Source organism: Actinomadura geliboluensis, from assembly GCF_043197915.1.
Classification (GTDB): domain Bacteria; phylum Actinomycetota; class Actinomycetes; order Streptosporangiales; family Streptosporangiaceae; genus Spirillospora; species Spirillospora geliboluensis.
This window is the reverse complement of sequence record NZ_JBICUA010000005.1, coordinates 374,691-401,051: the sequence shown is the minus strand read 5'-3', so window position 1 is coordinate 401,051 and position 26,361 is coordinate 374,691. Positions and strand designations below refer to the sequence as shown.

Here is a 26,361-nt window from a genome sequence, read left to right as displayed (position 1 = left end):
CAGACCACGCGGCCGTTCTCCCTTGCCGGCCCTCCCGAACCCGGCCCGGCCGGGAGGACCTTCTGACCGGTCCGCCGCCCGTCCGCCCGCTCCCCCCAGAGCCTGGCCGGACGGCGGCCGGGTCAGACCGAGGCGCCGGCGATGATCTCGTCGGCGGTCTTCTTGGCGGAGTCGATCGGGATGGCGAAGCCGACCCCGATGTTCCCGTCGCTGCCACCGGACGTGGCGATGGCGGTGTTGACGCCGATCACCTGGCCCGACGCGTTCACCAGGGCACCGCCGGAGTTGCCGGGGTTGATGGCGGCGTCCGTCTGGATCGCGTTCTTGATGACCGTCTGCTGCTGCTGGGACAGCTGCCCGCGCAGCCCCGGCGGGAGCTGCTGCTCGGAGTCGCCCTCCTGCACCTCGCGGCCGAGCGCGCTGACGATGCCGGACGTCACCGAACCGTCCAGGCCGAGCGGGCTCCCCACGGCGAGGACCTGGTCGCCGACGGCGAGCCGGTCGCTGTCACCGAGCGTCGCGGGCTTCAGGCCCGACACCCCCTGCGCCTTGATCACGGCGACGTCGGCGCGGGAGTCGGCCCCGACGACCTGCGCCGCGGCGGTCCTGCCGTCGCTGAACTTCACCCCGACCTGCCGGGCGCCCGACACCACGTGCGCGTTGGTGAGGATCACCCCGTCCGAGCGCAGGATGACGCCGGACCCGCCGGAGACGCCGGACGAGGTCTGCGCCTGGATCGACACCACGCTCGGCTGGACGGCGGCCGCCACCTGCGCGGTCGTGCTGGTGGACGAGGCCCCCGAGACCGCCGTCGGGCTCGCGTAGACGGTGCTCTCGTGCGTCAGCGCGAGCGCCACCGCCGCGCCTCCGGCGCCCGCCCCGAGCGCCAGCGCCGCAGCGGCCCCCACCGCCGCGAGCTTCCGCCGTGCCGTGCCGAACAGCCCCGGAGCCGCCGGTCCGGCCGGCTCCGGAGCGCCCATGCCGGGCGGCGCGGCACCCTCCCAGGACCACTGCCCCTGCGCGGCGAAGTCCGGTTGTCGCGGCTCCCATGGTGACGGCTGCGGCCGTCCGGCATCGGTGTTCATGCGGATCCCCCTGTCGTTCGCTCACCATCGAGAGTGCGCGCCGGGGCTGCAGGCCGCCTGGATTGAACCTGAAAGTGTGCTGAAAGCCGACAAGACATGAAAAAACCGCGACCGTGGGCGGCGCGTCCACGGTCGCGGTGCCCCCGGGGGGGGGCGACCCGGGGGTGAGCTGGCCAGGGCGCGGACTCCCGTTCCCCGTCGAGACCGGGGCGCGCCCTGTCCGTCCACCTAAGCGCACTTACCTGAACATTGCCTGAATGTGACCCAGGTCTCCGCCGAACGCCCCGTTCGCCCCGCTCCGGCTAGTCGTCGGCCAGCGGGAGGACGACCCTGAACGTGGCGCCCCCGCCCGGCGTCGAGTCGGCCTCCACGATGCCCTCGTGGGCGGCGACGAGCGCGGCGACGATGGCGAGGCCGAGCCCGGCGCCGCCGTAGTCGCGGGACCGGGCCTCGTCCGCGCGGTAGAACCGCTCGAAGACCCGTTCCGCCTGCTCGGCGGACAGGCCGGGGCCCTGGTCGGCGACCGCGATCACCGCCGCCGGCCCGCCGCGCAGCGTGCCGGGCAGGAGCCGGACGTCGACCGGCGTCCCCTCCGGAGTGTGCGCGATCGCGTTGGACAGCAGGTTCCCGAGCACCTGGCGCAGCCGCGGCTCGTCCCCCCGCACCTGGTACGCCAGCCCTCCCTCGACGGACAGGTCTATCTTGCGCTCCGGCGCGAGAACCCTCGCCTCCTGGACGGAGTCGGCGGCCACCGCGAGCAGGTCCACCGGGCGCCGCTCGATCGGGCGCTGCCGGTCCAGCCGGGCGAGCAGCAGCAGGTCCTCCACCAGCAGCCCCATCCGGGACGCGGTCTCCTCGATCCGGCCGATCAGCCGGTCCAGCTCGGCCGGGCTGCGGGCCGCGCCCTGCCGGTAGAACTCGGCGAAGCCGCGGATCGCGGTCAGCGGCGTGCGCAACTCGTGGCTGGCGTCCGCGATGAACCGCCGCATCCGCTCCTCCGAGCGCAGCGCCGTCTCCTCCGAGCGCCGCGCCGCCGCCTCCGACTCGGCGCGCGCCCCGAACGCCGCCTCGATCTGCCCGAGCATCGTGTTCAGCGACCGGCCGAGCCGGCCCATCTCGGTCCGCGGGTCGGCCTGCGGGACGCGGCGCGACAGGTCCCCGGCCGCGATCGCGCCCGCCGTCTCCTCGACCGCGGCGAGCGGCCGCAGGCTGGCCCGCACCACCCACACGCCGAGCGCGACCAGGACGCCGAGCACCAGCAGCCCCACGATCGCGTCGATCACCACGAGCCGCTGCACCGTGCGGTCGACCTCGTCCATGCTGAACGCGAGGACGATGATCCCGCCCGGGATCGGCTCGGCGAGGATCCGCCACTGCGAACCGCCGGTGCCGCGTACCGTGAACGGCCGGTCGATGTGCTCGCGCAGGTCCGCGGGCAGCTTCGGGTGGCCGGTCTCGCTCCACGCCGGGTTCTGCCCGAGGGCGTGGCCGTCGTCGGTGCGGACCTGCCCGTACATCTCGCTCGGGATGCGGACGTCGATGTTGACCTCGCCGCGCCGCAGCTGCGGGACGACCTGCTCGACCGCCCGCCCCACCGAGCTGCGCAGCTGGTCGTCGGCCCGGCCCACCAGGTACTGGCGCAGCACCGACGCGCCCGCCGCGCTCATCACCGTCATCCCGAACGTGACGAGCACGAGCATCCCGGCGATCAGCTTGACGCGCAGCGACGTCCGCCCCCACAGCCGCCCCAGGGCGCGGCGCGGCGACCGCGACATCAGCCCGATCTCGACGGCTCGCGCAGGACGTACCCCACACCGCGCAGCGTGTGGATGAGGCGCGGTTCGGCGTTGTCCACCTTGCGGCGCAGCGCGGACACGTACGACTCCACGATCCCCGCGTCGCCGCGGAAGTCGTAGTTCCACACGTGGTCGAGGATCTGCGCCTTCGACACGACGCGGCCCGCGTTGGCCATGAAGTAGCGCAGCAGCTTGAACTCGGTCGGGGACAGCTGGATGGGCCTGCCGCGCCGCCACACCTCGTGGCTGTCCTCGTCCAGCTCCACGTCCGCGAACACCAGCCGGGGCGGCGGCTCGGCCGCGCCGCCGCGGAACCGGCGCAGCACCGCCCGGATGCGGGCGATGACCTCCTCCAGGCTGAACGGCTTGGTGACGTAGTCGTCGCCGCCGATCGTCAGCCCCTTGATGCGGTCCTGGACGGCGTCGCGCGCCGTCAGGAACAGCACCGGGGTGTGGTCGCCGCCGGACCGCAGCCGCCGCGCGACGTCGAACCCGTCGATGTCGGGCAGCATCACGTCCAGCACGATCAGGTCGGGGCGGTGCCGCCGCGCCGACTGCACCGCGTCCGCCCCGTTCGTGGCCGTGACCACGTCGAACCCGGTGAAGCGCAGGCTGCCGGCGAGCAGCTCCAGGATGTTGGGCTCGTCCTCGACGACGAGCAGGGTCGCCTCCGCCGCCGCCTTGCCGCCGCCGTTCGCCGTCCGTTCAGACAATTGCCCAGTCCCCCTCCACATCATCGCCGAGGATTCCAGCCGAACCTGAACGTCCCCTGAATGGCGGCCGAGGATACGTTGAGCGCCGCCCCCGGTCCGACTGGAAGCGCGACTGGACAGGGTAGGCGAGTCCGCGCGGGCGGGGGTCAGCGCTGGAGGGCGCGGATGGCCCGCATCGCCTCGCGGCGGGCGTCGCCGGACAGGACGTCGATGTAGACGCGGCCGTCCAGGTGGCCGCACTCGTGCTGGAGGCAGCGGGCGAAGTAGCCGGTGCCCTCGACGCGGACGGGCCTGCCCTTCACGTCCACGCCCTCGACGACGGCGTGCGCGTACCGCGGCGTCTCGAACCGCAGGCCGGGGACCGACAGGCAGCCCTCCGACTCGACGAGCTGCTCGCCGTCGGCGGCGACCAGCACCGGGTTGGCGACGTGGCCGATGTGGCGGCGCCCCTTGTCGTCCTCGCAGTCGTACACGAACAGGCGCAGGCCGACGCCGATCTGGTTCGCGGCCAGGCCGGCGCCCTCCTCCTCGTACATGGTGACGAACATGTCGTCGACGAGGCGCTCCAGAGAGGCGTCGAACGTCCGGACCGGGTCGCATTCGGTGCGCAGTACAGGGTCGCCGAGAAGCCTGACCGGGCGGGCGGTCCCGCCCCGCGGATGGGTCCTTTTCCTCACGGCGAAGATCCTACAAAGCGGGCGGGGGGGGGGGGGGGGGGGGGGGGGGGGGGGGGGGGGCGCCCCCCCCCCCCCCCCCCGCCCCCGCCCCCCCCCCCCCCCCCCCCCCCCCCCCCCCCCCCCCCCCCCCGGACGGACGGGCCGGTGCCGCGGCCCGGCTCCGCTACAGCTCGATCGGGCCGCGGGGCTGCTGCGGCGGGACCGGGGGGTGCACCGGGGCGGCGTCCTCGACCGGGCGCGGGGCGGGCTTGGCCTGCGGCGGCGCGGCGGAGGCGGACGGCGCGGACGACCCGGACGGCGCGGACGGCGCGGACGGCCCCGCGGGCTCGGCCGACGTCGGCTCGGGCTTCTTGATCGACGGCGCGGCGGGCGGGGCGGCGGCCGACGCCGGCTTGGGCGCCGGGCTCGGGGCCGGGGCGGGGGCCGACGCGGGCTTCGGCGACGCGGGCGCCGGAGCCGTGGCCGGCTTGGCCGTCGCGACCGGTGCCGGCTTGGCGGCGGGCGCGGGCTGCGCGGGCGGGGCCTGCTTGCGCGGGCTGCTCTGCCGGACGGCGTCCTCGACCATCTTCTCCAGCGGGCCGGCCTCGTTCTCGGCGGTCAGCAGCCGGTGCAGCGTGTCGCTGATCTCGGTGAGCCGCTGCAGGGCCTGGGTGTGGTTCTTGGTGAGCGCGGTGAGCCGCTGCGTGGCGCCCTCGTTGATCACGCTGGCGCGGCGCTCGGACGCGGTGAGGGTGCGCTCGGCCTCCAGCCGCGCGCTCGTCACCGTCTGCTCGGCCTCCTGCTTCGCCGACGACAGGACGCTCTCCGACTCCTTCTTGGCGGAGGCGAGCACGTGGTCGGCCTTCTCCTGCGCCTGGGCGAGGTTCTTGTCGGCGTGCGCGCGCGCCTCGTCGATGATGCGCTTGGACTCGTGCTCGGCGTCCTCGCGGATCTCGGCGCCCTTGGCCTCGGCCTGGGCGACCTTGTCCTGGGCCTCGTCCTCGGCCAGGTTGATGATCTGGCGGAGGCGGTCGCTCAGGTCGTCGCCGGTGGGCTTGCGCGCCTCCCTGAGCTCGGCCATCTCGCGGCGGAGGCGCTCACCGTCGTCCTGGGCGCGGGCGAGGCGCGCCTCCAGTTCGCGGTGCTTCTGCTGGGCGCGGGCGATGTAGTCGTCGACCTGGCGGCGGTTGTAGCCGCGCATGACGATCTCGAACGACTCGTCTTGGAGGAGGTTGGGCAGGATCTCGGCTTCGTTGCTCATGGTGCCTTGGGGGGTCGTTGGCGGGGGTCATCACCCCGTCAGGGTCGGACGCGATAACAAGCCTCACCCGCCTGAGCGGGCCCACAGGATACGGACGTACCACACGGACGCACGGATACGTCAGGACGACTCTTGTCCGGTCCACCCCTTTCGCGCAACCGGAACACGCTTCTTGCTGCCGTTTCTTCTTGCCGACAGGCTCGACAAACTATCCAATCCGGTCAAATCCGATGCCCCCCGGTCCCCGGGCGGGGCGGGCCGCGTCCTAGCATCGGCGGCATGAGCTACCTGGGAGCGTTGGGCGCGGACCGGCCGAAGATCGACCCGTCGGCGTGGGTCGCGCCCGGCGCGGTCGTCGTCGGGCGGGTGACGCTGGGCCGCGCGTCCAGCGTCTGGTACGGCTCGGTGCTGCGCGCCGAGGACGAGGAGATCGTCGTCGGCGACGAGTGCAACATCCAGGACCTCAGCTGCCTGCACTGCGACCCGGGGATGCCCGCCGTCCTGGAAGACCGGGTCAGCCTCGGCCACAAGGCGATGGTGCACGGCGCCCACGTCGAGACCGGCGCGCTCATCGGGATCGGCGCGATCGTGCTGAACGGCGCCCGCGTCGGGGCCGGCACGCTGATCGCGGCGGGCGCGCTGGTGCCGCCCGGCAAGAAGATCCCGGCCGGGGTGCTGGTCGCCGGGACGCCGGGCAAGATCGTCCGGGAGCTGACCGACGACGACCGGCTCGTCCTGGAGCACACCCCCACGGTCTACATGGAGAAGGCCGAGCGGCACCGCGCCGCCGAGTGGCAGTGACGTCAAGCCCCCCTTGATCTCGCGCTGACCTGCGGCGACGCTACTTCCGCGCCGGTCAGGAACCCGCCGGGCGGGTTCTGCTGACTACGATGACCATCGTGGTGTGGGGACCGGGCTATGGCAGCGCTCCGCCGCCCAGCCCGCAGCGGGGGCAGGATCCGTTCACGGAGGCGGAGCGCGACACGCGGGCGATGGTGGCCGCCGCGTGGTGGCCGTCGGCGCCCCCGCAGCAGCGCCACCACGCCATCGGCGGCCGCATGCTCGTGCTCCCCGACGGGACATGGTGGCTGTTCGGCGCGTGGGCCCGCTGGTACCGGCTGCACCCGTCCGACGGCCAGTGGTACCTGTGCCCACCGCCCCGCACGCCCGCCGTCCGGATGGCGGCCAGGCCCGCGCAGCAGGGCGCCGGCCAGGTGCCGAACCTGCCACCGCACGTCGTCCCCGCCGGGCCCGACTTCGGCTACGACCCGCCCAAGGGGCTGCCTTTCGTCGGGCACGGGTTCGCGACGGACCTGACCTCGCGCGTGCGGTCGACGGTCGAGTCCGCCGCCACGCTCGCCGCCCCCGACTACCCGCACTGGTGGCCCGACTTCACCGGCGAGACGCCCTCGACCGTCGCGGCCGCGTGGGGCGTGATGCTGTGGTGCTCGGCCGCCCCGGCGTTCGACGCGCGGCTCGACGCGCAGATGCTCGACCTCTGGAAGCCCTACCGGGCCCGCCCCCTCCCCGACGTGGACGGCCCGCGCTGGCTCACCCCGCCCACCCTGGAGAGCCTCGTCGCGCTGTACGCGGAGCGGCTCCGGGCCAGCCGGGTGGACGCGGCGGTCGTCGTCCTGCGGACGATGTGGGCCGTCGCCAGCGCGCTCCGCGAGGACGTCCGGTTCCAGATGCGGGCGGACGCCCTGCTCGCCATCCTCAGCACCACGCTCGCCAACCCGACCGTCGACTACGGCGCGCTGCCGTACGGCGACCAGGCGATCGTCCAGCAGTGGCTCACCCGCTGCCCGCCGCACCTCGTCCCGTCGCTGCGGAACGAGAGCTCGCCGGGAGACAACTTCCGGCACGCGTTCTACACGCTCAGCGACCTGATCGCCGAGCTGTCCGGCGACCCGGCCGACCCGGCCTACCTGGAGCCGCGCCTGGTCGCGGCGGCGCTGCTCGCCGCCGACCTGAACGTCGTCCGCAAGGACATGGTCGGCACGATCGTCCCGTGGCTGGACCCGGAGATCCGGTACACGGTGCAGGCGGTGGCGGAGCAGAAGGGGCATCCGCTGCGCCGGCTCTGGCCCTCCGACATGCGCCTCCCCGAGCCGCTGCGCTCGGCGGCCGGGTCCGGGCAGGGCGCCGAGTCGCTGCTGGCCGCGATGTACGAGGCCGACCTGGCGTGGTGCCGGCTCGGCGGGATGCCCGCCCGGCCGCGCGGCTTCCCCGTCCCGACCGCGATCATCGCCGGGATCATCGGGCGCAACCGGGCCCGCGCCACGGCCGCGTCCACGATGGCCACGCCGCAGCCGAACCCGGCCCCGGCGCAGCCGTCGCCGCTCGCGATGCAGAGCCAGCCCGGCCTCGCGCCCGGCGCGCCGCCGCAGCCGCAGGGCGCGCCGTCCGAGCCCGACCGGCCGTTCGTGCAGCCGCCCGCGCAGCCGGGCCGGGAGGACGCGCCCGCCGCGCACCAGCAGCCCGGCCCCGGCCAGCAGGCCGCGTTCGCCTCGCCGGATCCGCTGCTCGGCACTCCCTCCGGCCAGGACGAGGCGGAGGCGAGCGCCGCCCCGCCCTACACCGAACTCGGCTTCCAGCGCCCCGGCCCGGCCGCGCCGCCGCCCTCGCCTGTACAGGCGCCTGCGCAGCCGCCCGTGCCCATGCAGAGCCCGGCGCCGCCCCCGCCGGTCCAGAGCCCGGCACCGGTGCAGGCCGCGGCTCCGCAGCCGGACCCGCAGCTCGGCGGCTTCTCCCCGCAGGAGGAGGCGCAGGACGAGGACTTCGTCCCGCCTTACACGCAGCTCGGCTACCAGCCGGCGGACGCAGCACCGGCACCGGCGCCCGCGCCGCTCCAGGCGCAGCCCCCGCCGCCGCCCGTCCGGCAACCGGAACCGCCCGCGCCTCCGGCCCCGCCGGAGCCGCAGGCGACCACGTTCGACGCGTACTCGACGCGCGTCGAGGGCCAGGGGTCGCCGCAGCCCGGCCCGCCCGCGCAGACCCCGACGCCTCCCCCGCCGGCGAACCAGCCGCCCGGGACGCGCATCCTCGGCCCCGGCGACCTCGAAGACGACCCGCCCGCAGCGCCACAGCCCGTCCCCGGCGGTTCCGTGGCGCCCCCGCCGGGGACGAAGGTCATGTCCAAGACGATGGTGGGCGACTTCGACTTCCTGGACGACACACCGTCCCCGGAGCGTCCCGTCGACGAGATCCCGCCGCCGAGCGACCGCAGCACCCGCCGCGTCCTGGAGCGGTTCGGGTTCGGGTTCGTCTACGGGGAGCACGACGCGTCGGTGCTGCTCGGCGACGTCCGCGCGCAGGCCGAGGAGTGGAACAAGCCGACCGGCGACCAGGCCGAGGCGACCCGCGTGGACGGCGCGCCCAGCGCGATCAAGTCGGGCGTGCCCGCGGTGCTGCTCGTCGGCGACCCGCACTCGGGGCAGCGCCGGCTGTCCCGGATGATCGCGCTGACGCTGGCGAACGCGGGCCTCGGCGACGGGTCGATCCGCGCGCACGACGCCGAGGACGTCCGGAACGCGCCGCCGGAGCGGATCGGGCAGCTGCTCGCCCAGCCGGGCCCGGTGATCCTGTTCGAGCGGCTGGACGTCGCGATCGCCGACGCCGCCGACCCGGGCGCCGTCGTCGGGGCGGTGCGCCGCGCCCGCCGCGACCCGGTGAACACCACCCCAGTGATCGCGACGTGCGAGCCGCGCGCGTACCGGCGGCTGCTGCAGGAGCACCCGAAGCTCGTGCAGGCGTTCCGCGTCCACCGGCTGCCCGACTTCGGCGACCTCGACAACCGGATGACGCTGCTGCACCTGCTCGCGGACGAGCGGCGCGTCACGATCGGCGCGGCGGCGCTGGAGGCCGTCCGGGCCGACCTGGAGCGGCTCCGGGGTCCCGGCGACCTGGTCAACGCCCGCCTCGTCGAGGCGTACCTGGACCAGGCGGCGCAGCGGAACATGGAGCGCGCCGGGGCGTCCCACGACCGGCTCGTGCTGACCCCGGACGACCTCGCAGGCGTCGCGGAGGGCATCGAGCCCGCGCTGCGGCCGCCCGGCGACATCGGCGGCTACCTGCGGCAGCTCGACCAGCTCACCGGGCTGGAGGACGTCAAGGCGGCGGTGCACGAGCTGGCCGACGAGGCGGCGCTCGCCGCCGACCGCGCGCGGTACGGCGTGTCCGGCGACGACCCCCGCCATCTGGTGTTCACCGGCCCGCCCGGCACCGGGAAGACGACCGTGGCGGGGCTGGTCGGCGGCGTCTACGCGGCGCTGGGGCTGCTGCAGTCGGGGCACGTGGTGGCGTGCCGTCCCGTCCACCTGGCCGGGCGCGACCAGGTCGACACCCGCAACCGCGTCGGGGCCATGGTCGACCAGGCGCTCGGCGGGGTGCTGCTCATCCAGGAGGCGTACCGGCTCGACCGGGCGCCCGCCGTCGTGGACGAGCTGCTCCGCCGGATGCACCAGTCCGGCGCCCGGTTCATCGTGGTCTGCTCCAGCCCGGCGGCGGAGATGGAGGGCTTCCTCGCGGGCAACCCGGCGTTCCGCGCGGAGTTCGGCCGCGTCATGGAGTTCACCGGGATGGGCGACCGCGACATGGTGCGGCTGTTCCAGAGCTACGCCGAACGCGACCTCTACATGCTGGACGAGGAGCTGCGCGTCGAGCTGCTGTCCCGCTTCGCCGCGATGCGCGAGGACCCCCGGTTCGCCTACGCCCGCACCGTCCGCGCCCTGTTCGAGCAGACGGTGGCCCGCCAGGCGGCCCGCCTCGCCGGCGCCGACGTCAACGCCGCGACCGTCGCCCGCCTCACGGCCCGCGACCTCCCCGAAACCCCCTTGGAGCAGCTGCTCGGCGACTTCCGCGCGGGGTCGTGAGCGGCCGGGCGTCCCCCGTTTGGCGGGACGGTGGCATCAGATGGGCATCACCCGGGAAGACCAGTCGTCAGGGTGGCCCTCGAATGGCCCTCTTGGGTCATGTGCCCGTCGGGGGCGTGCGCGTAGCCTCGACTTGGGTGTGGGGAACGAACGGGAGGTGGACGCGGTGCGCCAGAACCTTGATCTGCGCGTCCACGACCGTGTTGCGCTGGACGAGATCGAACTCTATGCCGAGATGCTCAGTGCGGTGGCGGCGGCAGAGCGGCCGCTGACCATCGCGGAAATCGACATGGTGCTCGGAGTACGGTCCGACGAAGCCGGTCGTCGCGAGCTGACGCCGCAGGACTAGAAGCAGGTCCCGGGCTCGCTGGATCCGGGGACGCCGAGATTCGGGGCGTCCCCGGTTCGTCATTTCCGGCCCCCCGTCACCGCCGTCCCGCCGCAGGTCACGGGCGGGCGATGTAAGGAATCTCACTTCCGGTCGCCCCCGGCCGGCCCGCCGGGTCGCCGGGAGGCCCGCAACCGGCGGGCGTTCCTCCAGATAGCCCGCGGCGGCAAGGGTATGTACCTGCCGATCTAGGGCAATCTTGTAGGTGAGAGGATGGGTGACACCAGCCGAAGCTGGGGCAAAGGTTCTTTTTACGGCGGGTAGCGCCTACGATCCTCTGCGGACTGTTCCAGCACATCAGGAGAACGACGTGCGCTTGCGTCTCACGCCGCGTGAGGACAGCTTCTACGACATGTTCACCGACTCGGCGAACAACCTGGTCACCGGCGCCAGGCTCCTCGTGGAACTCATCAGCGACGGCGCCGACCGGGCGGCCATCGCGGAGAAGATGCGCGCCTGCGAGCACGCGGGCGACGAATGCACCCACGCGATCATGCGCCGCCTGAACGAAACGTTCATCACGCCGTTCGACCGCGAGGACATCTACCAGCTCGCCTCGTCCATAGACGACGTCATGGACGAGATGGAGGAGGCCGCCGACCTCGTCGTCCTCTACAAGATCGAAGAGTTCCCCAAGGGCATCGTCGCCATGGTGGAGGTCCTCGAGCGCGCCGCCGAGCTGACCGCCGAGGCCATGCCGCGGCTGCGCTCGATGAAAGAGCTCAACGAGTACTGGATCGAGATCAACCGGCTCGAGAACCAGGGCGACCAGGTGTACCGCAAGCTGCTGGCACAGCTGTTCAGCGGCGAGTACGACACGCTGACCGTGCTGAAGCTGAAGCAGGTCATCGACCGGCTGGAGGACGCCGCCGACGCGTTCGAGCACGTCGCGAACACGGTCGAGACCATCGCGGTCAAGGAATCATGAGCGCAGCCAAGGATCCCGGCGTGACCGTCACCCGGGACCCGTCCGCGGAGGACGATCCCGCCTCCCTTGGCGAGCAGGCCACGCGCCGGGTCACCGGCCGGGCCTGGCTGCTGCTGCTGGCCGGCATCCTGCTGGTCATGATCGGCGGCGCGCTCGGGCTCCGGTCCGACGCGCAGATGGCCGTCCTCGTCCTCGTCGTGGTCGTGGCGCTGGTCTTCGACTACACCAACGGCTTCCACGACGCCGCCAACGCGATCGCCACCGCCGTCTCGACCCGCGCGCTGACACCGCGCGTCGCGCTCGGCATGGCCGCCGCCATGAACATGATCGGCGCGCTGCTCGGCGTCGGCGTCGCCAAGACCGTCAGCGAGGTCATCACTCCCCCGTCCGGGCTGCACGGCCTCACCGTCGTCGCCGCGGGCGTGCTCGGCGCCATCACCTGGAACCTCATCACCTGGTACTTCGGGCTGCCGTCGTCGTCCTCCCACGCCCTCATCGGCGGCGTGGTCGGCGCCGGTCTGGCCTCGATGTCGTCGGTGAACTGGCACACCGTGGTCGAGAAGGTCGCCGTCCCGATGGTGCTGTCACCGGTCGTCGGGTTCTGCCTCGCCTACCTCGCCATGGTGGCCATCCTGTGGATCTTCCGGCGGGCCAACCCCAGCCGGATAGGCCGCCGGTTCCGCATCGCGCAGACCATGTCCGCCGCGTCCCTCGCGCTCGGGCACGGCCTGCAGGACGCGCAGAAGACCATGGGCATCATCGTCCTCGCGCTCGTCACCACCGGGCACGCGGACGGCAGCACCGTCCCCTGGTGGGTGGTCATCGTCTGCGCGGGCGCCCTGTCCGCCGGAACGTACGCGGGCGGCTGGCGCATCATGCGCACGCTCGGCCGCAAGGTCATCGAAGTCGACCCGCCGAAGGGCTTCGCCGCCGAAGCGACCGCCTCCGTCGTCCTCTACACCACCGCGTTCATCTGGCACGCTCCAATCTCCACCACCCACACGATCACTTCGGCGATCATGGGAGCGGGCGCCACCAAGCGCCTCTCCGCCGTCCGCTGGGGCGTCGCCGGCAACATCCTCGTCGCCTGGGTCCTCACCATGCCGGCGGCCGCACTGGTCGCCGCCGTCGTCTACTACGCGGTCCACTTCTTCGGCGCGTGATCTCCCAGGGGGGCGACCCCCTGGAACCCCCGTCACGAGCCGGTCGATCCTCACGCCACGGTGCGGGTGTGTTGTGACCGTGCAGGTTCGCGGCGTGTCGCTGCGGTCGCCCGGCTCGGCGGGCAGGCCCGCTGCGCTCGCTGGCGCTCGCTCCGCGTGCCTGCCCGCGACCGGTGGCTGAGGCTCCTGAGTGAGGCGGGCGTGGCCCGGGCCGCTGGGCGGTCCGGGCCACGCTGTTTCTTTGGGGTGGGGTTGGTGGCGTCTTACTGGCCGGTGATGCGGTTCAGGGGCGGGGGTGCGATGGTGCCCTGGGTGTTGAAGTAGGCGACGAAGGTGTCCAGGTCTACGGCGCCCAGGGCCTGGTTCTGGCCTTCGGTGAAGACGGTGAAGCCGTCGCCGCCGCCCAGGAGGAAGTTGTTCGCGGCGACCTTGTAGGTGGTGGACGGGTCGATCGGGGTCCCGTCGATGGTGATGGCGGAGACGCGGTCGCCGACGGGCTTGGCGCGGTCGATGGTGAAGCGCAGGTTCGCCGACGGCTGGAGGATCTTCTCGCCGGCGGGCGTCCACTGCTGTTCGAGGAGGGCGTCGAGCTGCGCGCCGGTCAGGGACGTCACGCCCATCACGTTGCTGAACGGCTGGACGGCGAACGCCTCGCCGTAGGTGACGACGCCGTCGCCCTCGGAGCCGCTCTCGGCGTAGGTGAGGTCGGTGCGGACGCCGCCGGGGTTCATCAGCGCGACCTGCGCGCCGAGGTCCTTGGTGCCGGCGAGCTGGGCGTCGGCGATGACGTCGCCGAGCGCGGTCTCGCCCGCCGGGGAGGGGGTGCGGGTCAGGTCCGCGGTGATCTTGCCGATGGGCTTGTCTGCGATGGCGGAGACGCGGTCCTTCCAGGTCTGGACGAACGTCTCCGTCGGCCGGTCCGGCTTGATGTCGCGCGTGACGACGTGGTTGTCGGCCTTCACCGAGGAGCGGACGATGTCGCCGGTGCGCCGGTTCACCTTGAGGTTCACCTCGGTGATGACGCGGCCGAAGGAGGAGCCGGAGGAGAACAGGCGCGGCTGCCCGTTCGGGTCCTTGACCGAGCAGACGTACTGCTGGTGGGTGTGGCCGGAGAGGACCATGTCGATCTCCGGGTCGGCCTGCCGCGCGATGCGCGAGCCGGCGCCGGGGACGATGCCGCACTCGTCGGGGCGGGAGCCGTCCTTCACCTGGTCGCCCTCGTGGACGAGCAGCACCATCGCGCGGACGTGGCGGCGCTTCAGCTCGCGGGCGGCGCGGTTCGCGGCGGCGACCTCGTCGTCGAACGTCAGGCCCTTGACGCCCTCGGGGGTGACGATGCTCGGGGTGGTCTTGGTTACGACGCCGATGAAGCCGACCCGGACGCCGTTGATGCGGCGGATCGTCCACGGCTTCATGGCGGGGCGGCCCTGCTCCTTCAGCACGTTGGCGGCGAGGTAGTCGAACTTCGCGCCGGGCCAGGCGCCTTCGGGCGAGCAGCCGTCGACGGGGTGGCAGCCGCCGTTCTGGATGCGCAGCAGCTCCTGGTAGCCCTCGTCGAACTCGTGGTTGCCGACCGCGGAGGCCGTGACGCCGATGTCGCCGAGGAACTGCACCGAGGGCTCGTCGTGGTAGGCGGCGGAGATCAGCGGTGAGGCGCCGATCAGGTCGCCCTGGGCGACGGTGAGGGTGTCGCGGTTCCGCAACTGCTTGAGGTGGGCCGCGATGTAGGCGGCGCCGCCCGCGAGGACGGTGTTGCCGTCCTCGTCGACGGCCCTGCCCGAGCTCCCGGAGGGCGGCTCCAGGTTGCCGTGGAAGTCGTTGAGCGCGAGGAGCCGCACGGACGCCGTCGGCGCGGGGTGGGCGGCGGCGGGTTGCGCGGCCGGGCCCATGACCGTCAGCCCCGCCGCGGCGCAGGCCAGGATGGTGCGTCGTCGAGTCATTCTGCGGACGGTAGGTTCGCCCGGCATACGGATCCCGGCGGCGCGGTGACGTTTTTGTGACAAATCGATCAGGACCCCCGGACGATCTTCCTCGTGGTCGCGGCGCATAGGGTGGCGGCGTGGGTGAGCTGCGGGCGCGCGGAACGCTGGGTGAGGCCGAGGCCGCGGAGGCGCTGGCGCTGGTCGAGGCGGCGGAGCGGGCCGACGGGGTCGGGCCGCTGTCGGAGCATGCCCTGCTGGCGTTGCGTGGCGGGCGGTCGGGCTTGGCGGTCGTCGAGGGCGGGGCCGTGGTGGCTTACGCGCATTTCGACCCGGCTTCGGAGGACGAGCCCGCGGCGGGCGAGCTGGTCGTCCATCCGGAGTTCCGGCGCCGGGGGCATGGGCGCGTGCTGCTGCGGGCGCTGCGCGATGAGGCCGGTGGGTCGGTGCGGGTGTGGGCGCATGGCGATCTTCCGGCCGCGGCGGCGCTGGCGGGTTCGGAGGGGATGGCGCGGGTCCGTGCGCTGTTCCAGTTGCGGCGTCCGGCGTCCGATCCGCTGCCCGAGGTGCGCGTTGCCGACGGGGTGGGCATTCGCGCCTTCGAGCCCGGGCGGGACGAGGAGGCGTGGCTCGCGGTGAACGCGCGGGCCTTCGCCGACCATCCCGAGCAGGGGGCCTGGACCATGGACGACGTCCAGGCGCGCGAGGCCGAGGGCTGGTTCGATCCCGCCGGGTTCTTCCTCGCCGAGCGGGAGGGGCGGCTCGCCGGGTTCCACTGGACGAAGGTGCACCCCGGCAAGATCGGCGAGGTCTACGTCGTGGGCGTCGATCCCGACGCGCAGGGCCTCGGGCTCGGGCGCACGCTGACCCTGGTGGGTCTGCATCATCTGCGGTCCGTAGGGATGGACCAGATCATGCTGTACGTGGACGAGTCGAACGTCGCGGCCGTCCGCCTGTACGAGTCGCTGGGCTTCACGCGGTACGCCGTCGACGTCATGTACGCCTGACCCCCGGCACCCCCGGCGCCAAACCCGGTTGAGCGAGTCTCGACCGGGTTTTTTGCTGCCTGAGCTGCGCCGTTAACCCGGCGTCCATCCCAAATCGGGGCATTCTTCGTGATCGTGCTCGGCCGCGTTCATCTGCCGTTCACCTGGATCGGGGCGGCTGGTCACCTCGCCTGCTTAGCGTCGCATTCGACGGCGAACCCACCGTCCGACACGCCTCACGACGGTGTGCGAAGACGGCGCGGGCAGACCCGGCCGACGAAATCTAAGAGGAGACCCTCCGGTGAAGAACGGTTCCCGACTCGCCGCCCTGGGCGGTGTGGTCGTCGCGGGCGCGCTGGCCCTGTCCGCCTGCGGGAGCGACAACAACACGACCGCGAGCTCGAGCAGCGCGCCGGCCGGCGACATCGACTGCGCCAAGGCCAGCGTCAACGCGGCCGGGTCGAGCGCGCAGAAGAACGCGATCGAGGAGTGGACGAAGCTCTACGCCAGCAAGTGCGCGGGCGCCAACCTGAACTACAACCCGAGCGGTTCGGGCGCCGGCATCCAGGCGTTCACCAGCGGGCAGGTGTCGTTCGCCGGCTCCGACTCGGCGCTCAAGCCCGAGGAGGCCGCCGCCGCGCAGAAGCGCTGCCAGGGCGGCGCCGCGCTGAACCTGCCGATGGTCGTCGGCCCGGTCGCGGTCGTCTACAACGTGCAGGGCGTGGACGGGCTGAAGCTGTCGCCCGAGAACATCGCCAAGATCTTCTCCGGCAAGATCAAGAAGTGGAACGATCCCGCGATCGCCGGGGAGAACGCGGGCGCCAAGCTGCCCGCCTCCGACATCAAGCCGATCTACCGCTCGGACGAGTCCGGCACGACGGACAACTTCACGAACTACCTGAACACGGTCGTCCCGAACGTCTGGACCTGGGAGAAGGCCAAGAAGTGGCCGAACTCCACCGGCCAGGGCGCGGCCAAGTCCGACGGCGTCACCAGCCAGGTGAAGAACACCCAGGGCGCCATCTCCTACGTGGAGATGTCGTACGCCGAGAACAACAAGCTGCAGACCGCCCACGTGAAGAACGGCGCCGGCGAGTACACCGAGCTGTCGCCGGAGAGCGCGTCCAAGGCCGTCGCCGGGGCGAAGGTCACCGGCACCGGCAACGACGTCGCGCTGGAGATCGACTACACGACCAAGGAGCCGGGCGCCTACCCGATCGTCCTGGTCACCTACGAGATCGCGTGTGAGAAGGGGCTGCCCGCCGAGCAGGCCGGGTTCGTCAAGTCCTTCCTCACCTACACCTCCAGCGCGGACGGTCAGAAGATCCTCACCGACCTCGGGTACGCCCCGCTGCCGCAGAGCGTGCTCACCAAGGTCCAGGCGTCCGTGAAGGCCCTGTCCTGACCGAGCGCGACGGTTCCCGCAGCCCCGCCGCCGACGACCTCGGCGGCGGGGCCGACGTGGGTTCCGACGTCATCCAAGGAGGTTCCCCCATGACCACCGAGACCGGCGTCGAGGCGCGCGCCGGCACCCGGGACCGCGCCGCCGCGGCGATGGGCACCGGACGGGCCGGAGACAAGATCTTCGCCGGGGCCGCCCGCGGCTCCGGCATCGCCGTGCTGGCGATCGTCGCCGCGATCGCGGCGTTCCTCGTCTGGAAGGCGATCCCCGCCCTGCGGGCCAACGAGGCGAACTTCCTCACCAGCGAGGAGTGGAACCCGAACGCGACGCCGCCGGAGTTCGGCATCGCGCAGCTGGCGTTCGGCACGGTGATCTCGTCGCTGCTCGCGATGCTCATGGCGACGCCGGTGGCGATCGGGATCGCGCTGTTCATCTCGTTCTACTCGCCGCGCCGGCTGGCGTCCGGGCTCGGCTACGTCGTCGACCTGCTCGCCGCCGTGCCCAGCATCGTGTACGGCCTGTGGGGCCTCGCGTTCCTGTCCCAGCACATGGAGGGGATCAGCAAGGCGCTCAACGCGGGCCTCGGCTGGATCCCGCTGTTCGGCGGCGACAGCCCCGGCAAGAACTCGATCTTCACCGCCTCGGTGGTGCTGGCGATCATGATCCTGCCGATCATCTCGTCCATCTCCCGGGAGGTGTTCCTCCAGGTCCCGCGGGCCAATGTGGAGGCGGCCCTGGCGATCGGCGCGACCCGCTGGGAGATGATTCGGATGGCGGTGCTGCCCTACGGGCGGTCCGGCATGATCGGCGCCTCGATGCTCGGCCTCGGCCGCGCGATGGGCGAGACGATCGCCGTCGCGATGGTGCTGACGTTCGTCCCCGGGATCAACTGGCACCTCCTGGAGAACGGCGGCGCGACGTTCGCCGCGAACATCGCCAACAGCTTCGCCGAGGCGTCCGTCACCGGGCGCGGCGCGCTGATCGCCTCCGGCCTCGTGCTGTTCGTGATCACCCTGGTCGTCAACATCGCCGCCCGCGCGGTCGTCGCACGGCGGAAGGAGTTCGCGTGACCACCGTCTCCACCCGCAAGGGCGGGAGCCTCACCTCGGTGTCGGCGGGGCGCAAGATCAAGGACCGGCTCGTCCAGGGGCTGGTCTATCTGGCGTTCGCGCTCGCCGTCGTCCCGCTGGTCTCGGTGCTGTGGACGGTCGTCGTCAACGGCGCCAAGCGGCTCGACCCCACGTTCTTCCAGTTCTCGATGAACGCGGTCAGCGGCAGCGACCCCGGCGGCGGCGCCTACCACGCCATCATCGGCACCCTGGAGCAGGTCGCGATCACCACCGTGATCGCCGTGCCGCTCGCCCTGCTCACCGCGATCTACCTGGTCGAGTACGCCGGCAACGGGCGGCTCGGCAAGCTGATCAGCTTCACCGTGGACGTGATGACGGGCATCCCGTCGATCGTCGCGGGCCTGTTCGTGCTGGCGCTGTGGCTGCTCACGATGGGCTTCGGCTTCTCCGGCTTCGCCGGGGCGCTGTCGCTGACGATCCTGATGATCCCGACCGTGGTGCGCGCCGCGGAGGAGATGCTGAAGCTCGTCCCGAACGACCTGCGCGAGGCGTCCTACGCGCTGGGCGTGCCGCGCTGGCGGACGATCTGCTTCGTCGTCCTGCCGACGGCGATGACGGGGATCGTCACCGGCGTGATGCTGGCCGTCGCCCGCGTGATGGGCGAGACCGCGCCGCTGCTGCTCACGATCTTCTTCACCAAGGCGATCAACAACGACCCGTTCACCGGCCCGCAGGCGTCCCTGCCCACCTTCATCTGGGAGCAGGCCGCCGACCCCAACCAGCACTCGATCGACCGGGCCTGGACGGGCGCGCTCGTGCTGATCGGGATCATCATGCTGCTCAACCTGGTCGCCCGCCTCGTCGCCCGGCGCACCGCGCCCACGAGCCGCTGACCCTCAGAAAGGAAAACCCCATGGCCAAGCGGATCGACGTCTCCGGGCTCCACGCCTACTACGGCGGCGTCCACGCCATCGAGGACATCTCGATGACGATCGAGCCGCGCTCGGTGACCGCGTTCATCGGGCCGTCGGGCTGCGGCAAGTCCACCTTCCTGCGCACGCTGAACCGGATGCACGAGGTCATCCCGGGCGCGCGCGTCGAGGGGAAGGTCATGCTGGACGACGAGGACCTGTACGACTCGTCCGTCGACCCCGTCGCGGTGCGCCGCGTCGTCGGCATGGTGTTCCAGCGGCCCAACCCGTTCCCCACCATGTCGATCTACGACAACGTCGCCGCCGGGCTGAAGCTGAACGGCGTGCGGCGCAAGTCCCGGCTGGACGAGATCGTCGAGGAGTCGCTGCGCGGCGCCAACCTGTGGAACGAGGTCAAGGACCGGCTCGGCAAGCCCGGTGCGGGGCTGTCCGGCGGGCAGCAGCAGCGGCTGTGCATCGCCCGCGCGATCGCCGTCCAGCCGCAGGTGCTGCTGATGGACGAGCCGTGCTCCGCGCTCGACCCGATCTCCACGCTCGCGATCGAGGACCTGATCGACAAGCTGAAGACCCAGTACACGATCGTGATCGTCACGCACAACATGCAGCAGGCGGCCCGGGTCAGCGACCGCACGGCGTTCTTCAACATCGCCGGCACCGGCAAGCCGGGCAAGCTCATCGAGATCGACGACACCAGCAAGATCTTCGCGAACCCGGAGCAGAAGGCCACCGAGGACTACATCACCGGCCGCTTCGGCTGATCCCCGGCCGCCGGCCGCTCCGCTCGCGGTGCCCCCGTGGAACCGTCCGCGGGGGCGTCACGCCGTGCCCGGCGGGAGTGCCGCGCGCCCCGCTCCTTTGAGATCATCTGGAGCGACCGCGTACGCGCACGTCCGAGTGGAAGCGGGACGATGGCAGACCCCCTGCGTGAAGGCGACCCGGCCCGGGTCGGCCCCTACCGGCTGTACGGTCGCCTCGGCCAGGGCGGCATGGGCCAGGTGTTCCTGGGCCGCTCGCGCGGCGGCCACGCGGTCGCCGTGAAGGTCGCCCGGCCGGAGCTGGCCGGGGACGCGCAGTTCCGCCGCCGCTTCACCGCCAAGGTCGCCGCCGCCCGGAAGGTGGGCGGCTTCTACACCGCGCACGTCGTGGACGCCGACCCGGATGCCGACCCGCCCTGGCTCGCCAGCGCCTACATCGCCGGGCCGTCCCTGCACCGGGCGGTCGCCGACCACGGCCCGCTTCCCGCGGAGTCGGTCGCGGCGCTGGGCGCCGGGCTGGCCGAGGGGCTGGCGGCGGTCCACGCGTGCGGGCTGGTGCACCGCGATCTCAAGCCCGCCAACGTGATCCTCGCCCAGGACGGGCCCCGGCTGATCGACTTCGGCATCGCCCGCGCCCTGGACGCGACGTCGTACACGCAGACGTCCGCGGTGCTGGGCACCGCGGCGTTCATGTCGCCCGAGCAGGCGACGGCGCGGCCGGCCGGGCCGGAGAGCGACGTGTTCTCGCTCGGCTGCGTCCTCGCGTTCGCCGCGACGGGCCGCAGCCCGTTCGGGGAGGGGCCGGGCCACGCGGTCATCTACCGGATCGTGCACGCCGAACCCGACCTGGCGGGCGTGCCCGGACCGCTGGCGGGCCTGGTGGCGGCCTGCCTGGCCAAGGACCCGGCCGCCCGTCCGTCGACCTCGCGGATCCTGGAGGAGCTCGCCGGGCCACCCCCGCCCGATGGGGACGGCGCCGGGCGGGGGTGGCTGCCGGAGGCCGTCACCGAGGTCGTCACCCGGCACCGGACGCGTGTCGCGACACTGCTGGAACCTCGTCCTCGTCCCGCGGCCGAGACGGCGAAGGCCCGTCCCGCACGTGCGAAGGTGCCCGCTTCCGGGTTCCGGGGTTCGCTGCCGGGGAGCGACGCGGCACCGAAGAAGGCATGGGCGAGCGCGGCGGGCATCCTCGTGCTCGTGGCCACGGTCGCCGTCCTGTACGTCTATCCCCAGCCGTACTCCGTCTGGCTCAGCAGCCTGCTGAGCGGCGGGGCCTCCGGGGTCGATCTGCGGGATTGCGCCACCGACGTCGGCGGCGACCTGGCCGCGGTCCCCTGCTGGTCTCCCGCCGCCGAGTACAAGGCCACCCTCATCGTCCACTGGGGACGGGATCAGCCGGGCGAAACCCATGACCCGGAGGAGGAGTGCGAGAAGGCGGAGGGATGGGTGCGCGCCATCGAGGCCGACAACCAGATGGCGTGCCTGGTGCCCCTCCGCTGAGCCGCGCGGCAGGGGCTCGCGGCCACGGCGCCCCTGGGGAGGGGACGCCGTGGCTCGGAGCGAGCGGTCAGACCTGCTCCCAGAGGGCGGGGACGTTCGGCGGGGTCCAGCCGGGCAGGGCGGTGTGCGCCTGGAGGCACCGGTAGGACGCGCCGTCGTAGGTGACGACGTCGCCCACGTTGTAGGCGGTGCCGACGGTCCACGTCCCGCTCGGGTCGCCGGGGTCGCCGGGGCCCGGGTCGTCCACGCGTCCGCCGACGTTCACGCCGGCCCACGCGTTGGCGGTCGCGGCGTACTCGGCGCTGGTCGCCCCGTACAGGCCGGACGCGGCGGCGAGGGTGGCGCGGCGCGCGTCGGCGTAATCGGTGGTCGGCCGCATCTCCTCGGTGAGGGCCTTGTACCAGATCGCGGCGGCCTTCTCCCGGCCGATGCCGGTGACGGGCTGCCCGTCGGCGGTCGGCGAGTTGTACTGGACGCCGTTGATCACCTTCGAGCCGCTGCCCTCGGACAGCAGGTAGAAGAAGTGGTTCGCGATGCCCGAGGAGTAGTGGACGTCGACGTTCCCGGCGTTCGGCGACCAGTTGTCGAGCGAGCTGCCGTCCTTGCTGGGACGGTCCATGTACCGCAGCGGCGCGCCGTCGCCGCGGATGTTCAGCTTCTCGCCGATGAGGTAGTCGCCCACGTCGCTGGCGTTGTTCGACCAGAACTCCATGGCGGTGGCCATGATGTCGGACGTCGCCTCGTTCAGCCCGCCGGACTCGCCCTGGTAGATGAGGCCCGCCGTGTTGGACGTGACGCCGTGCGTCATCTCGTGCCCGGCGACGTCCAGCTCGGTCAGCGGCCTGCTGTTGCCCTGGCCGTCCCCGTACGTCATGCAGAAGCACGAGTCGTCCCAGAAGGCGTTGACGTAGCCGCTGCTGTAGTGGACGCGCGAGTAGGCGCCCACGCCGTCGCCGCGGATGCCGGACCGTCCGAAGACGTTCTTGTAGAAGTCCCAGGTCTCGCCGGCGCCGTAGGCGGCGTCGACGGCCGCGGTCTGGGGGTTGCTCGGCGAGCCGGTGCCCCAGACGTCGTCGCTGTCGGTGAACAGCGTGCCGCGGCCGGACGTGGCGCCGTTGAGGTTGGTGGTGTCGTGGTTGCCGCGGCCGGTGTCGCGCAGGACGTAGGAGCCGCCGGAGCTGGTGGTGCCGAGCTGGACCGTGCCGGAGTACTGGCTGTTGCCGGTGCCGGTCTGCACGCCCTGCCACTCGATGATCTTCTTGCCGGTGAGGGCGTCGGTGACGACGTGCAGCCGGTTGGGCGTGCCGTCCCGCTGCGTCCCGCCGACGACGGTCTCCCAGGCGAGGACGGGCTCGCCGTCCGCCGTCCAGACGACCTTGCGCGGGGCGACGCTGCCCGCCGCCTCCGGTGTCGCCGGACGGGTGGACGCGAGCGTCTTCGGCGCCGTGTCGACCTTCAGCGGGCGGGTCGCGTCCTGGGTGACGCGCGTGATCGAGCCGGACGGGGCCCGGTGGACGATGAGGTCGCCGCCGAGGACGGGCAGCCCGTCGTAGGTGCGCGTGTAGTGGGTGTGGGTGGTGCCGTCGTTGTCCTTGACGACGGTCTTCGCCTTCAACTCGACCTTGTCGCCGAGCTTCAACTGGGAGGCGGTCGCGTCCTGCTGCGCCTTGGCCTGGCCGACGAGCGCCTTGTACTCCTTGGCGCTCACCTTGGCGGGGAGCTGGCCGGGGTTGCCGGGGCCGGGGGCCTGCACCGGGGCGGCCTGGGCGGGGGCGGCGGTGGCCGTCCCCGCCTGGAGGCCGAGCGCGGCGGTCGCCGCGGCGGTGACGAGCGCGCTGCTCAGGGCGGCGCGCCGCAGGGCCGCGCGCCGGTGGGCGCGCGCGGGGGTGGTGGATCTCACGCGGTGACTCCTTCGGGGCTCGCCCCGGCGCGCGCGGTGGCGCCCGCCGGGGCTCCGGAGTGGTGGGCGGGTTCGCCTCGGGAACGTTCGCATGCATTTCCGGGCAAGTCACCGGATAGTTCGCGACGCTAGGGAAGCCGTAGGGACGCCGTCCGCAACGCAAGGGGAATCCCTACCGGGGCGGGGATGGACTACCGGGTGAGGGTGGCCTCCGGCCCGTCGAGCCCGTCGAGCCCGGCGACCAGCGCGCCGAGTTGCGCGCGCGAGCGGATGCCGAGTTTGCGGTAGATGCGGGTGAGCGACGCCTCGACGGTCTTCACGCTGAGGAACAGCCGGGTCGCCACCTGCTGGTTGGTGGCGCCCTGCCCGACGAGCACCGCGATCCGCCGCTCGCCGTCGCTGAGCGCCGCGTGGCCGGGCGGCGGCGCGGGCCCGTCCCGGAGCCCGGTGTCCAGCCGCGCGAGCCGGTGCCGGGCGCGCTCCACCCAGGGCCGCGCCTCGCAGCGGACGAAGGTCTCCAGCGCCGCCGAGGCGGCCTCCCGGGCGGTGCTCACGCGCCGCCGGCTGCGTTCGACCCGGGCCAGTTCGAGGAGGCAGTGCCCGGCCTCCAGGGGCTGGCCGAGCCGCTCGAACAGCGCCGCCGTGCGGCGCAGCAGCGCGACGGCCGCGTCCGGTTCGCCGCTCGCGGCGAGCAGGCACGCCTCGGCGCGGTCCAGCCGCCCGGTGACGCCGATGCCGCGCGCCCGGTCGGCGACGGCGGCGCGGGTCGCGCGGATCACCTCCGCCGCCCGCTCGGTGTCGCCGAGGGCGACGAGCCCCTGCGCCAGGTCGCCGTGCCTGCGCAGGACGAGCGGCGACAGCGGCCCGCGCCCGTCGCCGAGCACGTCGATGCGCTCCAGCGCCTCGACGCCCTCGCGCACCTCCCCCAGCCGCATCCGCGCCACGCCCAGCACGTGCAGCAGGCGGCTCTGGAAGATGACGTCGTTCTCCTGCTCGGACGCCCGCAGCCCCCGTTCGGCGAGCGCCACCGCGCGCCGGACGCTGCCGCCGGCCAGTTCGGCCAGCGCGCCGTGGTACCAGGCGGGGCCCGGGCTGAGCGCGGCCTCCTCCGTGATGCGCATGGCCCGGTCGGCGAAGTCGAGCGCCTCCCTGCACCGGCCCGTGAGGACGGCGACCTCCGACAGGTTCCGCAGGACGTGCACGACCTCCTCCCCGGACCCGCGTTCGACGAGCGCGAGCATCCGCAGCAGGTCTTCACGGGCCTCGGCCAGCCGGTCCTCGAACACGGCGCAGTACGCGGCCAGGTAGCGCGGCGTCATGTGCAGTTGGCCGTCCAGGGGCGGCTCTGGGAGGCGCCGGGCGCGGCGCAGGTCGGTGGCGTAGTCGTCCCGTCCCTCGATGAGTGCGATGTTGGCCCGGATGGCGAGCACCTTGGCTTCGAGGGCCGTGTCGCCGGTCGCGCGTGCGTGCGCCAGTGCTCCGTTGGCCTCGTGCTCAGCGCGCGCGGGCGCACCGTTCACCAGCGCGCCGAGCGCCATGCGCAGCCGTAGCGGCCCGAGCAGCGCCGGGTCGCCGTCCGCGTCCACCAGTGCGGCGGCGAACACCTCGCCCATCTCTGCGAGGCCCTGCCCGGACAGGTCCAGCAGTGCGAGCCTGACCCGCACCCGCTGCGCGCGGGACGCGTCGGCGGCGAGCACCGCCTCGGCGGCCCGGTGCACCAGGTCGGGCAGGCCGCCGTTGGCGCCCGTCTCGGCCGCCGCGACCAGCCATTCCAGCCGCTCGGCGGCGGGCTCGGCCGGGGACCGGTCGGCGGCCAGCCGGTACAGCTCGGCGGCCATCCGGTGCGACCCCTGCCGGACGGCCCGCTCGGCGGCGGTGACCAGCGAATGGGCCAGTTCGGCGTCCGGGCCGGGGTCGGCGAGGGCGCGGTGCCGGGTCCGGCCCGCCGCGTCCGGCACGGCGGCGGCCAGGGCCCGGTGCACCCGCGCGAGGTGCGGCGCGCCGGCGGACTCGGCGAGGACCGTCCCGACGGCGGGCGGCGTGAACCGGATGCCGCCGCCCTCGGTGATGAGCAGCCCGAGCCCGGCGGCGAGCCGGACGTCCCGGACCGCCCCGGCGCGGCCGGCCCGGCACAGCAGGTCGGTCGTCGGCCGGATCGCGAGCGCCGCCGTCAGCAGCGTCTCGCGGGCCTCGGCGGGCAGCCGCGCCAGCCGCTCCTCGATCACCGACCGGACCCGCTGCGGCAGCGGCGCGGGCCGCCAGTGCCGCGGGATGCGGTCGGTGAACGCGCCGCCGAGCGCGAGCGCGAGGTAGGGGTTGCCGCCGGAGTCGGAGTGCAGCGTGTTCACCACCCGCACCGGCAGCCCGTAGCTGTCGAACATCTCGGCCAGCTCGTCCGGGCCGAGCGGCGGGACGGGCAGGTGGAGGGCGTCGGGGGCCGGGGCCCAGGGCGCGCCGCTCCCCTCGCCCGCGGCGAACCCGTCCGGCCAGCGCCCGGCGGCGACGGCGCGCACGCCCCGCGCCGCGAGCCGTCCCACCGCGTAGCGGACGGCGTCGGCCGACTCGGCGTCCAGCCACTGCGCGTCGTCGACGAGCAGGAGCACGGGGCGCTCCTCGGCGCACCGGGCGAGCAGCCCGCGGAACGACAGCCGGCAGGCCACATGGTCCGCGTCCGGATCGGGACGCGGGTGCGGGGCGGGCTCGGGCAGGCCGGTCAGCCGCTCGCGGGGCAGCGGATCGGTGAGCGGGCCGGGCAGCTGGTCGAGCAGTTCCGCGAGCCCCGAGCAGGGCACCCACCGCTCCGTCTCGGTCCCGGCGGTCCGCAGCACCAGCTCGCCGCGCGCGGCCGCCGCGGCCCCGGCGGCCTCCAGCAGCGCCGTCTTGCCGATGCCGCTGGGGCCGGTCAGCACGACGCTGCCGTTCGCCGCGAGGCGGGACTCCAGGGCCGTGAGCAGTGCGGACCGCCCGGCCGGCGCGGGCGGCATCCCCTGGCGGACCACCGGCGGCGCGGCGCGGACGTCCATTGATCGCTCC

General features: G+C 73.4%; 19 protein-coding genes. 11 read left to right on the top strand and 8 right to left on the bottom strand.

Annotated elements, in window-relative coordinates; all coding sequences use genetic code 11:
- Positions 1–122: 122 nt before the first annotated feature.
- The 5 genes from ACGFI1_RS19445 to ACGFI1_RS19425 form a co-directional block, all read right to left on the bottom strand.
- A complete protein-coding gene (locus ACGFI1_RS19445; protein ID WP_392786809.1) occupies positions 123–1,085 on the bottom strand; it encodes a S1C family serine protease in 963 nt (320 codons plus the stop codon).
- A gap of 302 nt (positions 1,086–1,387) precedes the next feature.
- Entirely contained in the window at positions 1,388–2,860 is a 1,473-nt protein-coding gene (locus ACGFI1_RS19440) for a sensor histidine kinase (protein WP_386870690.1), read from the bottom strand.
- The gene (locus ACGFI1_RS19435) at positions 2,860–3,594 is read right to left on the bottom strand and encodes a response regulator transcription factor (protein ID WP_392786806.1); all 735 of its coding nucleotides are present in this window, start codon (positions 3,592–3,594) and stop codon (positions 2,860–2,862) included. Before ACGFI1_RS19435 ends, ACGFI1_RS19440 begins: the two co-directional genes overlap by 1 nt.
- A 146-nt stretch (positions 3,595–3,740) precedes the next feature.
- Entirely contained in the window at positions 3,741–4,271 is a 531-nt protein-coding gene (gene def, locus ACGFI1_RS19430) for a peptide deformylase (RefSeq protein WP_386870688.1), read from the bottom strand.
- Between the two features lie 163 nt (positions 4,272–4,434).
- On the bottom strand, positions 4,435–5,511 hold the full coding sequence (locus ACGFI1_RS19425; protein ID WP_392786804.1) for a DivIVA domain-containing protein: 1,077 nt from the start codon (positions 5,509–5,511) through the stop codon (positions 4,435–4,437).
- A 279-nt stretch (positions 5,512–5,790) separates the two neighbouring features.
- Here ACGFI1_RS19425 and ACGFI1_RS19420 point away from each other — a divergent pair, with 279 nt between their 5' ends.
- The 5 genes from ACGFI1_RS19420 to ACGFI1_RS19400 all read left to right on the top strand — a co-directional run bounded on the left by ACGFI1_RS19420 (position 5,791) and on the right by ACGFI1_RS19400 (position 12,864).
- Positions 5,791–6,312, top strand: a complete 522-nt coding sequence (locus ACGFI1_RS19420; protein ID WP_386870684.1) for a gamma carbonic anhydrase family protein — start codon at positions 5,791–5,793, stop codon at positions 6,310–6,312.
- A gap of 89 nt (positions 6,313–6,401) precedes the next feature.
- Complete coding sequence (locus tag ACGFI1_RS19415) at positions 6,402–10,385, top strand: AAA family ATPase (protein ID WP_392786802.1); 3,984 nt, start codon at positions 6,402–6,404, stop codon at positions 10,383–10,385.
- Between the two features lie 157 nt (positions 10,386–10,542).
- The gene (locus ACGFI1_RS19410) at positions 10,543–10,734 is read left to right on the top strand and encodes a hypothetical protein (RefSeq protein ID WP_089327902.1); all 192 of its coding nucleotides are present in this window, start codon (positions 10,543–10,545) and stop codon (positions 10,732–10,734) included.
- A 349-nt stretch (positions 10,735–11,083) separates the two neighbouring features.
- The gene (locus ACGFI1_RS19405) at positions 11,084–11,701 is read left to right on the top strand and encodes a DUF47 domain-containing protein (protein WP_138639406.1); all 618 of its coding nucleotides are present in this window, start codon (positions 11,084–11,086) and stop codon (positions 11,699–11,701) included.
- Positions 11,698–12,864 carry an inorganic phosphate transporter gene (locus tag ACGFI1_RS19400; RefSeq protein ID WP_386870680.1) on the top strand — a complete coding sequence of 389 codons (1,167 nt, stop codon included), beginning with the start codon at positions 11,698–11,700 and terminating at the stop codon, positions 12,862–12,864. Before ACGFI1_RS19405 ends, ACGFI1_RS19400 begins: the two co-directional genes overlap by 4 nt.
- A gap of 263 nt (positions 12,865–13,127) precedes the next feature.
- Here the strand turns inward: ACGFI1_RS19400 and ACGFI1_RS19395 are convergent, their stop codons facing one another.
- Complete coding sequence (locus ACGFI1_RS19395) at positions 13,128–14,804, bottom strand: bifunctional metallophosphatase/5'-nucleotidase (protein ID WP_392786800.1); 1,677 nt, start codon at positions 14,802–14,804, stop codon at positions 13,128–13,130.
- Between the two features lie 119 nt (positions 14,805–14,923).
- On the opposite strand from ACGFI1_RS19395, the gene mshD reads away from it, so the two are divergent.
- The 6 genes from mshD to ACGFI1_RS19365 all read left to right on the top strand — a co-directional run bounded on the left by mshD (position 14,924) and on the right by ACGFI1_RS19365 (position 21,428).
- Positions 14,924–15,790 carry a mycothiol synthase gene (gene mshD / locus ACGFI1_RS19390; protein ID WP_392786798.1) on the top strand — a complete coding sequence of 289 codons (867 nt, stop codon included), beginning with the start codon at positions 14,924–14,926 and terminating at the stop codon, positions 15,788–15,790.
- 280 nt (positions 15,791–16,070) lie between these two features.
- Positions 16,071–17,174, top strand: coding sequence for a phosphate ABC transporter substrate-binding protein PstS (pstS, locus tag ACGFI1_RS19385; RefSeq protein WP_138639410.1), 1,104 nt, complete (start codon positions 16,071–16,073; stop codon positions 17,172–17,174).
- Between the two features lie 89 nt (positions 17,175–17,263).
- Positions 17,264–18,241, top strand: a complete 978-nt coding sequence (pstC, locus tag ACGFI1_RS19380; protein WP_386870674.1) for a phosphate ABC transporter permease subunit PstC — start codon at positions 17,264–17,266, stop codon at positions 18,239–18,241.
- On the top strand, positions 18,238–19,134 hold the full coding sequence (pstA, locus tag ACGFI1_RS19375; RefSeq protein ID WP_138639412.1) for a phosphate ABC transporter permease PstA: 897 nt from the start codon (positions 18,238–18,240) through the stop codon (positions 19,132–19,134). The genes pstC and pstA overlap by 4 nt, the downstream gene beginning before the upstream one ends.
- A gap of 20 nt (positions 19,135–19,154) precedes the next feature.
- Complete coding sequence (gene pstB, locus ACGFI1_RS19370) at positions 19,155–19,931, top strand: phosphate ABC transporter ATP-binding protein PstB (RefSeq protein ID WP_131943583.1); 777 nt, start codon at positions 19,155–19,157, stop codon at positions 19,929–19,931.
- 150 nt (positions 19,932–20,081) lie between these two features.
- A complete protein-coding gene (locus ACGFI1_RS19365; RefSeq protein WP_392786795.1) occupies positions 20,082–21,428 on the top strand; it encodes a serine/threonine-protein kinase in 1,347 nt (448 codons plus the stop codon).
- 67 nt (positions 21,429–21,495) lie between these two features.
- Here the strand turns inward: ACGFI1_RS19365 and ACGFI1_RS19360 are convergent, their stop codons facing one another.
- Both ACGFI1_RS19360 and ACGFI1_RS19355 read right to left on the bottom strand, forming a co-directional pair.
- Positions 21,496–23,328 (bottom strand): M4 family metallopeptidase, encoded by a 1,833-nt coding sequence (locus tag ACGFI1_RS19360; RefSeq protein ID WP_392786792.1) that lies wholly within the window; start codon positions 23,326–23,328, stop codon positions 21,496–21,498.
- A gap of 191 nt (positions 23,329–23,519) precedes the next feature.
- Complete coding sequence (locus ACGFI1_RS19355) at positions 23,520–26,351, bottom strand: helix-turn-helix transcriptional regulator (protein WP_392786790.1); 2,832 nt, start codon at positions 26,349–26,351, stop codon at positions 23,520–23,522.
- Positions 26,352–26,361 lie beyond the last annotated feature (10 nt).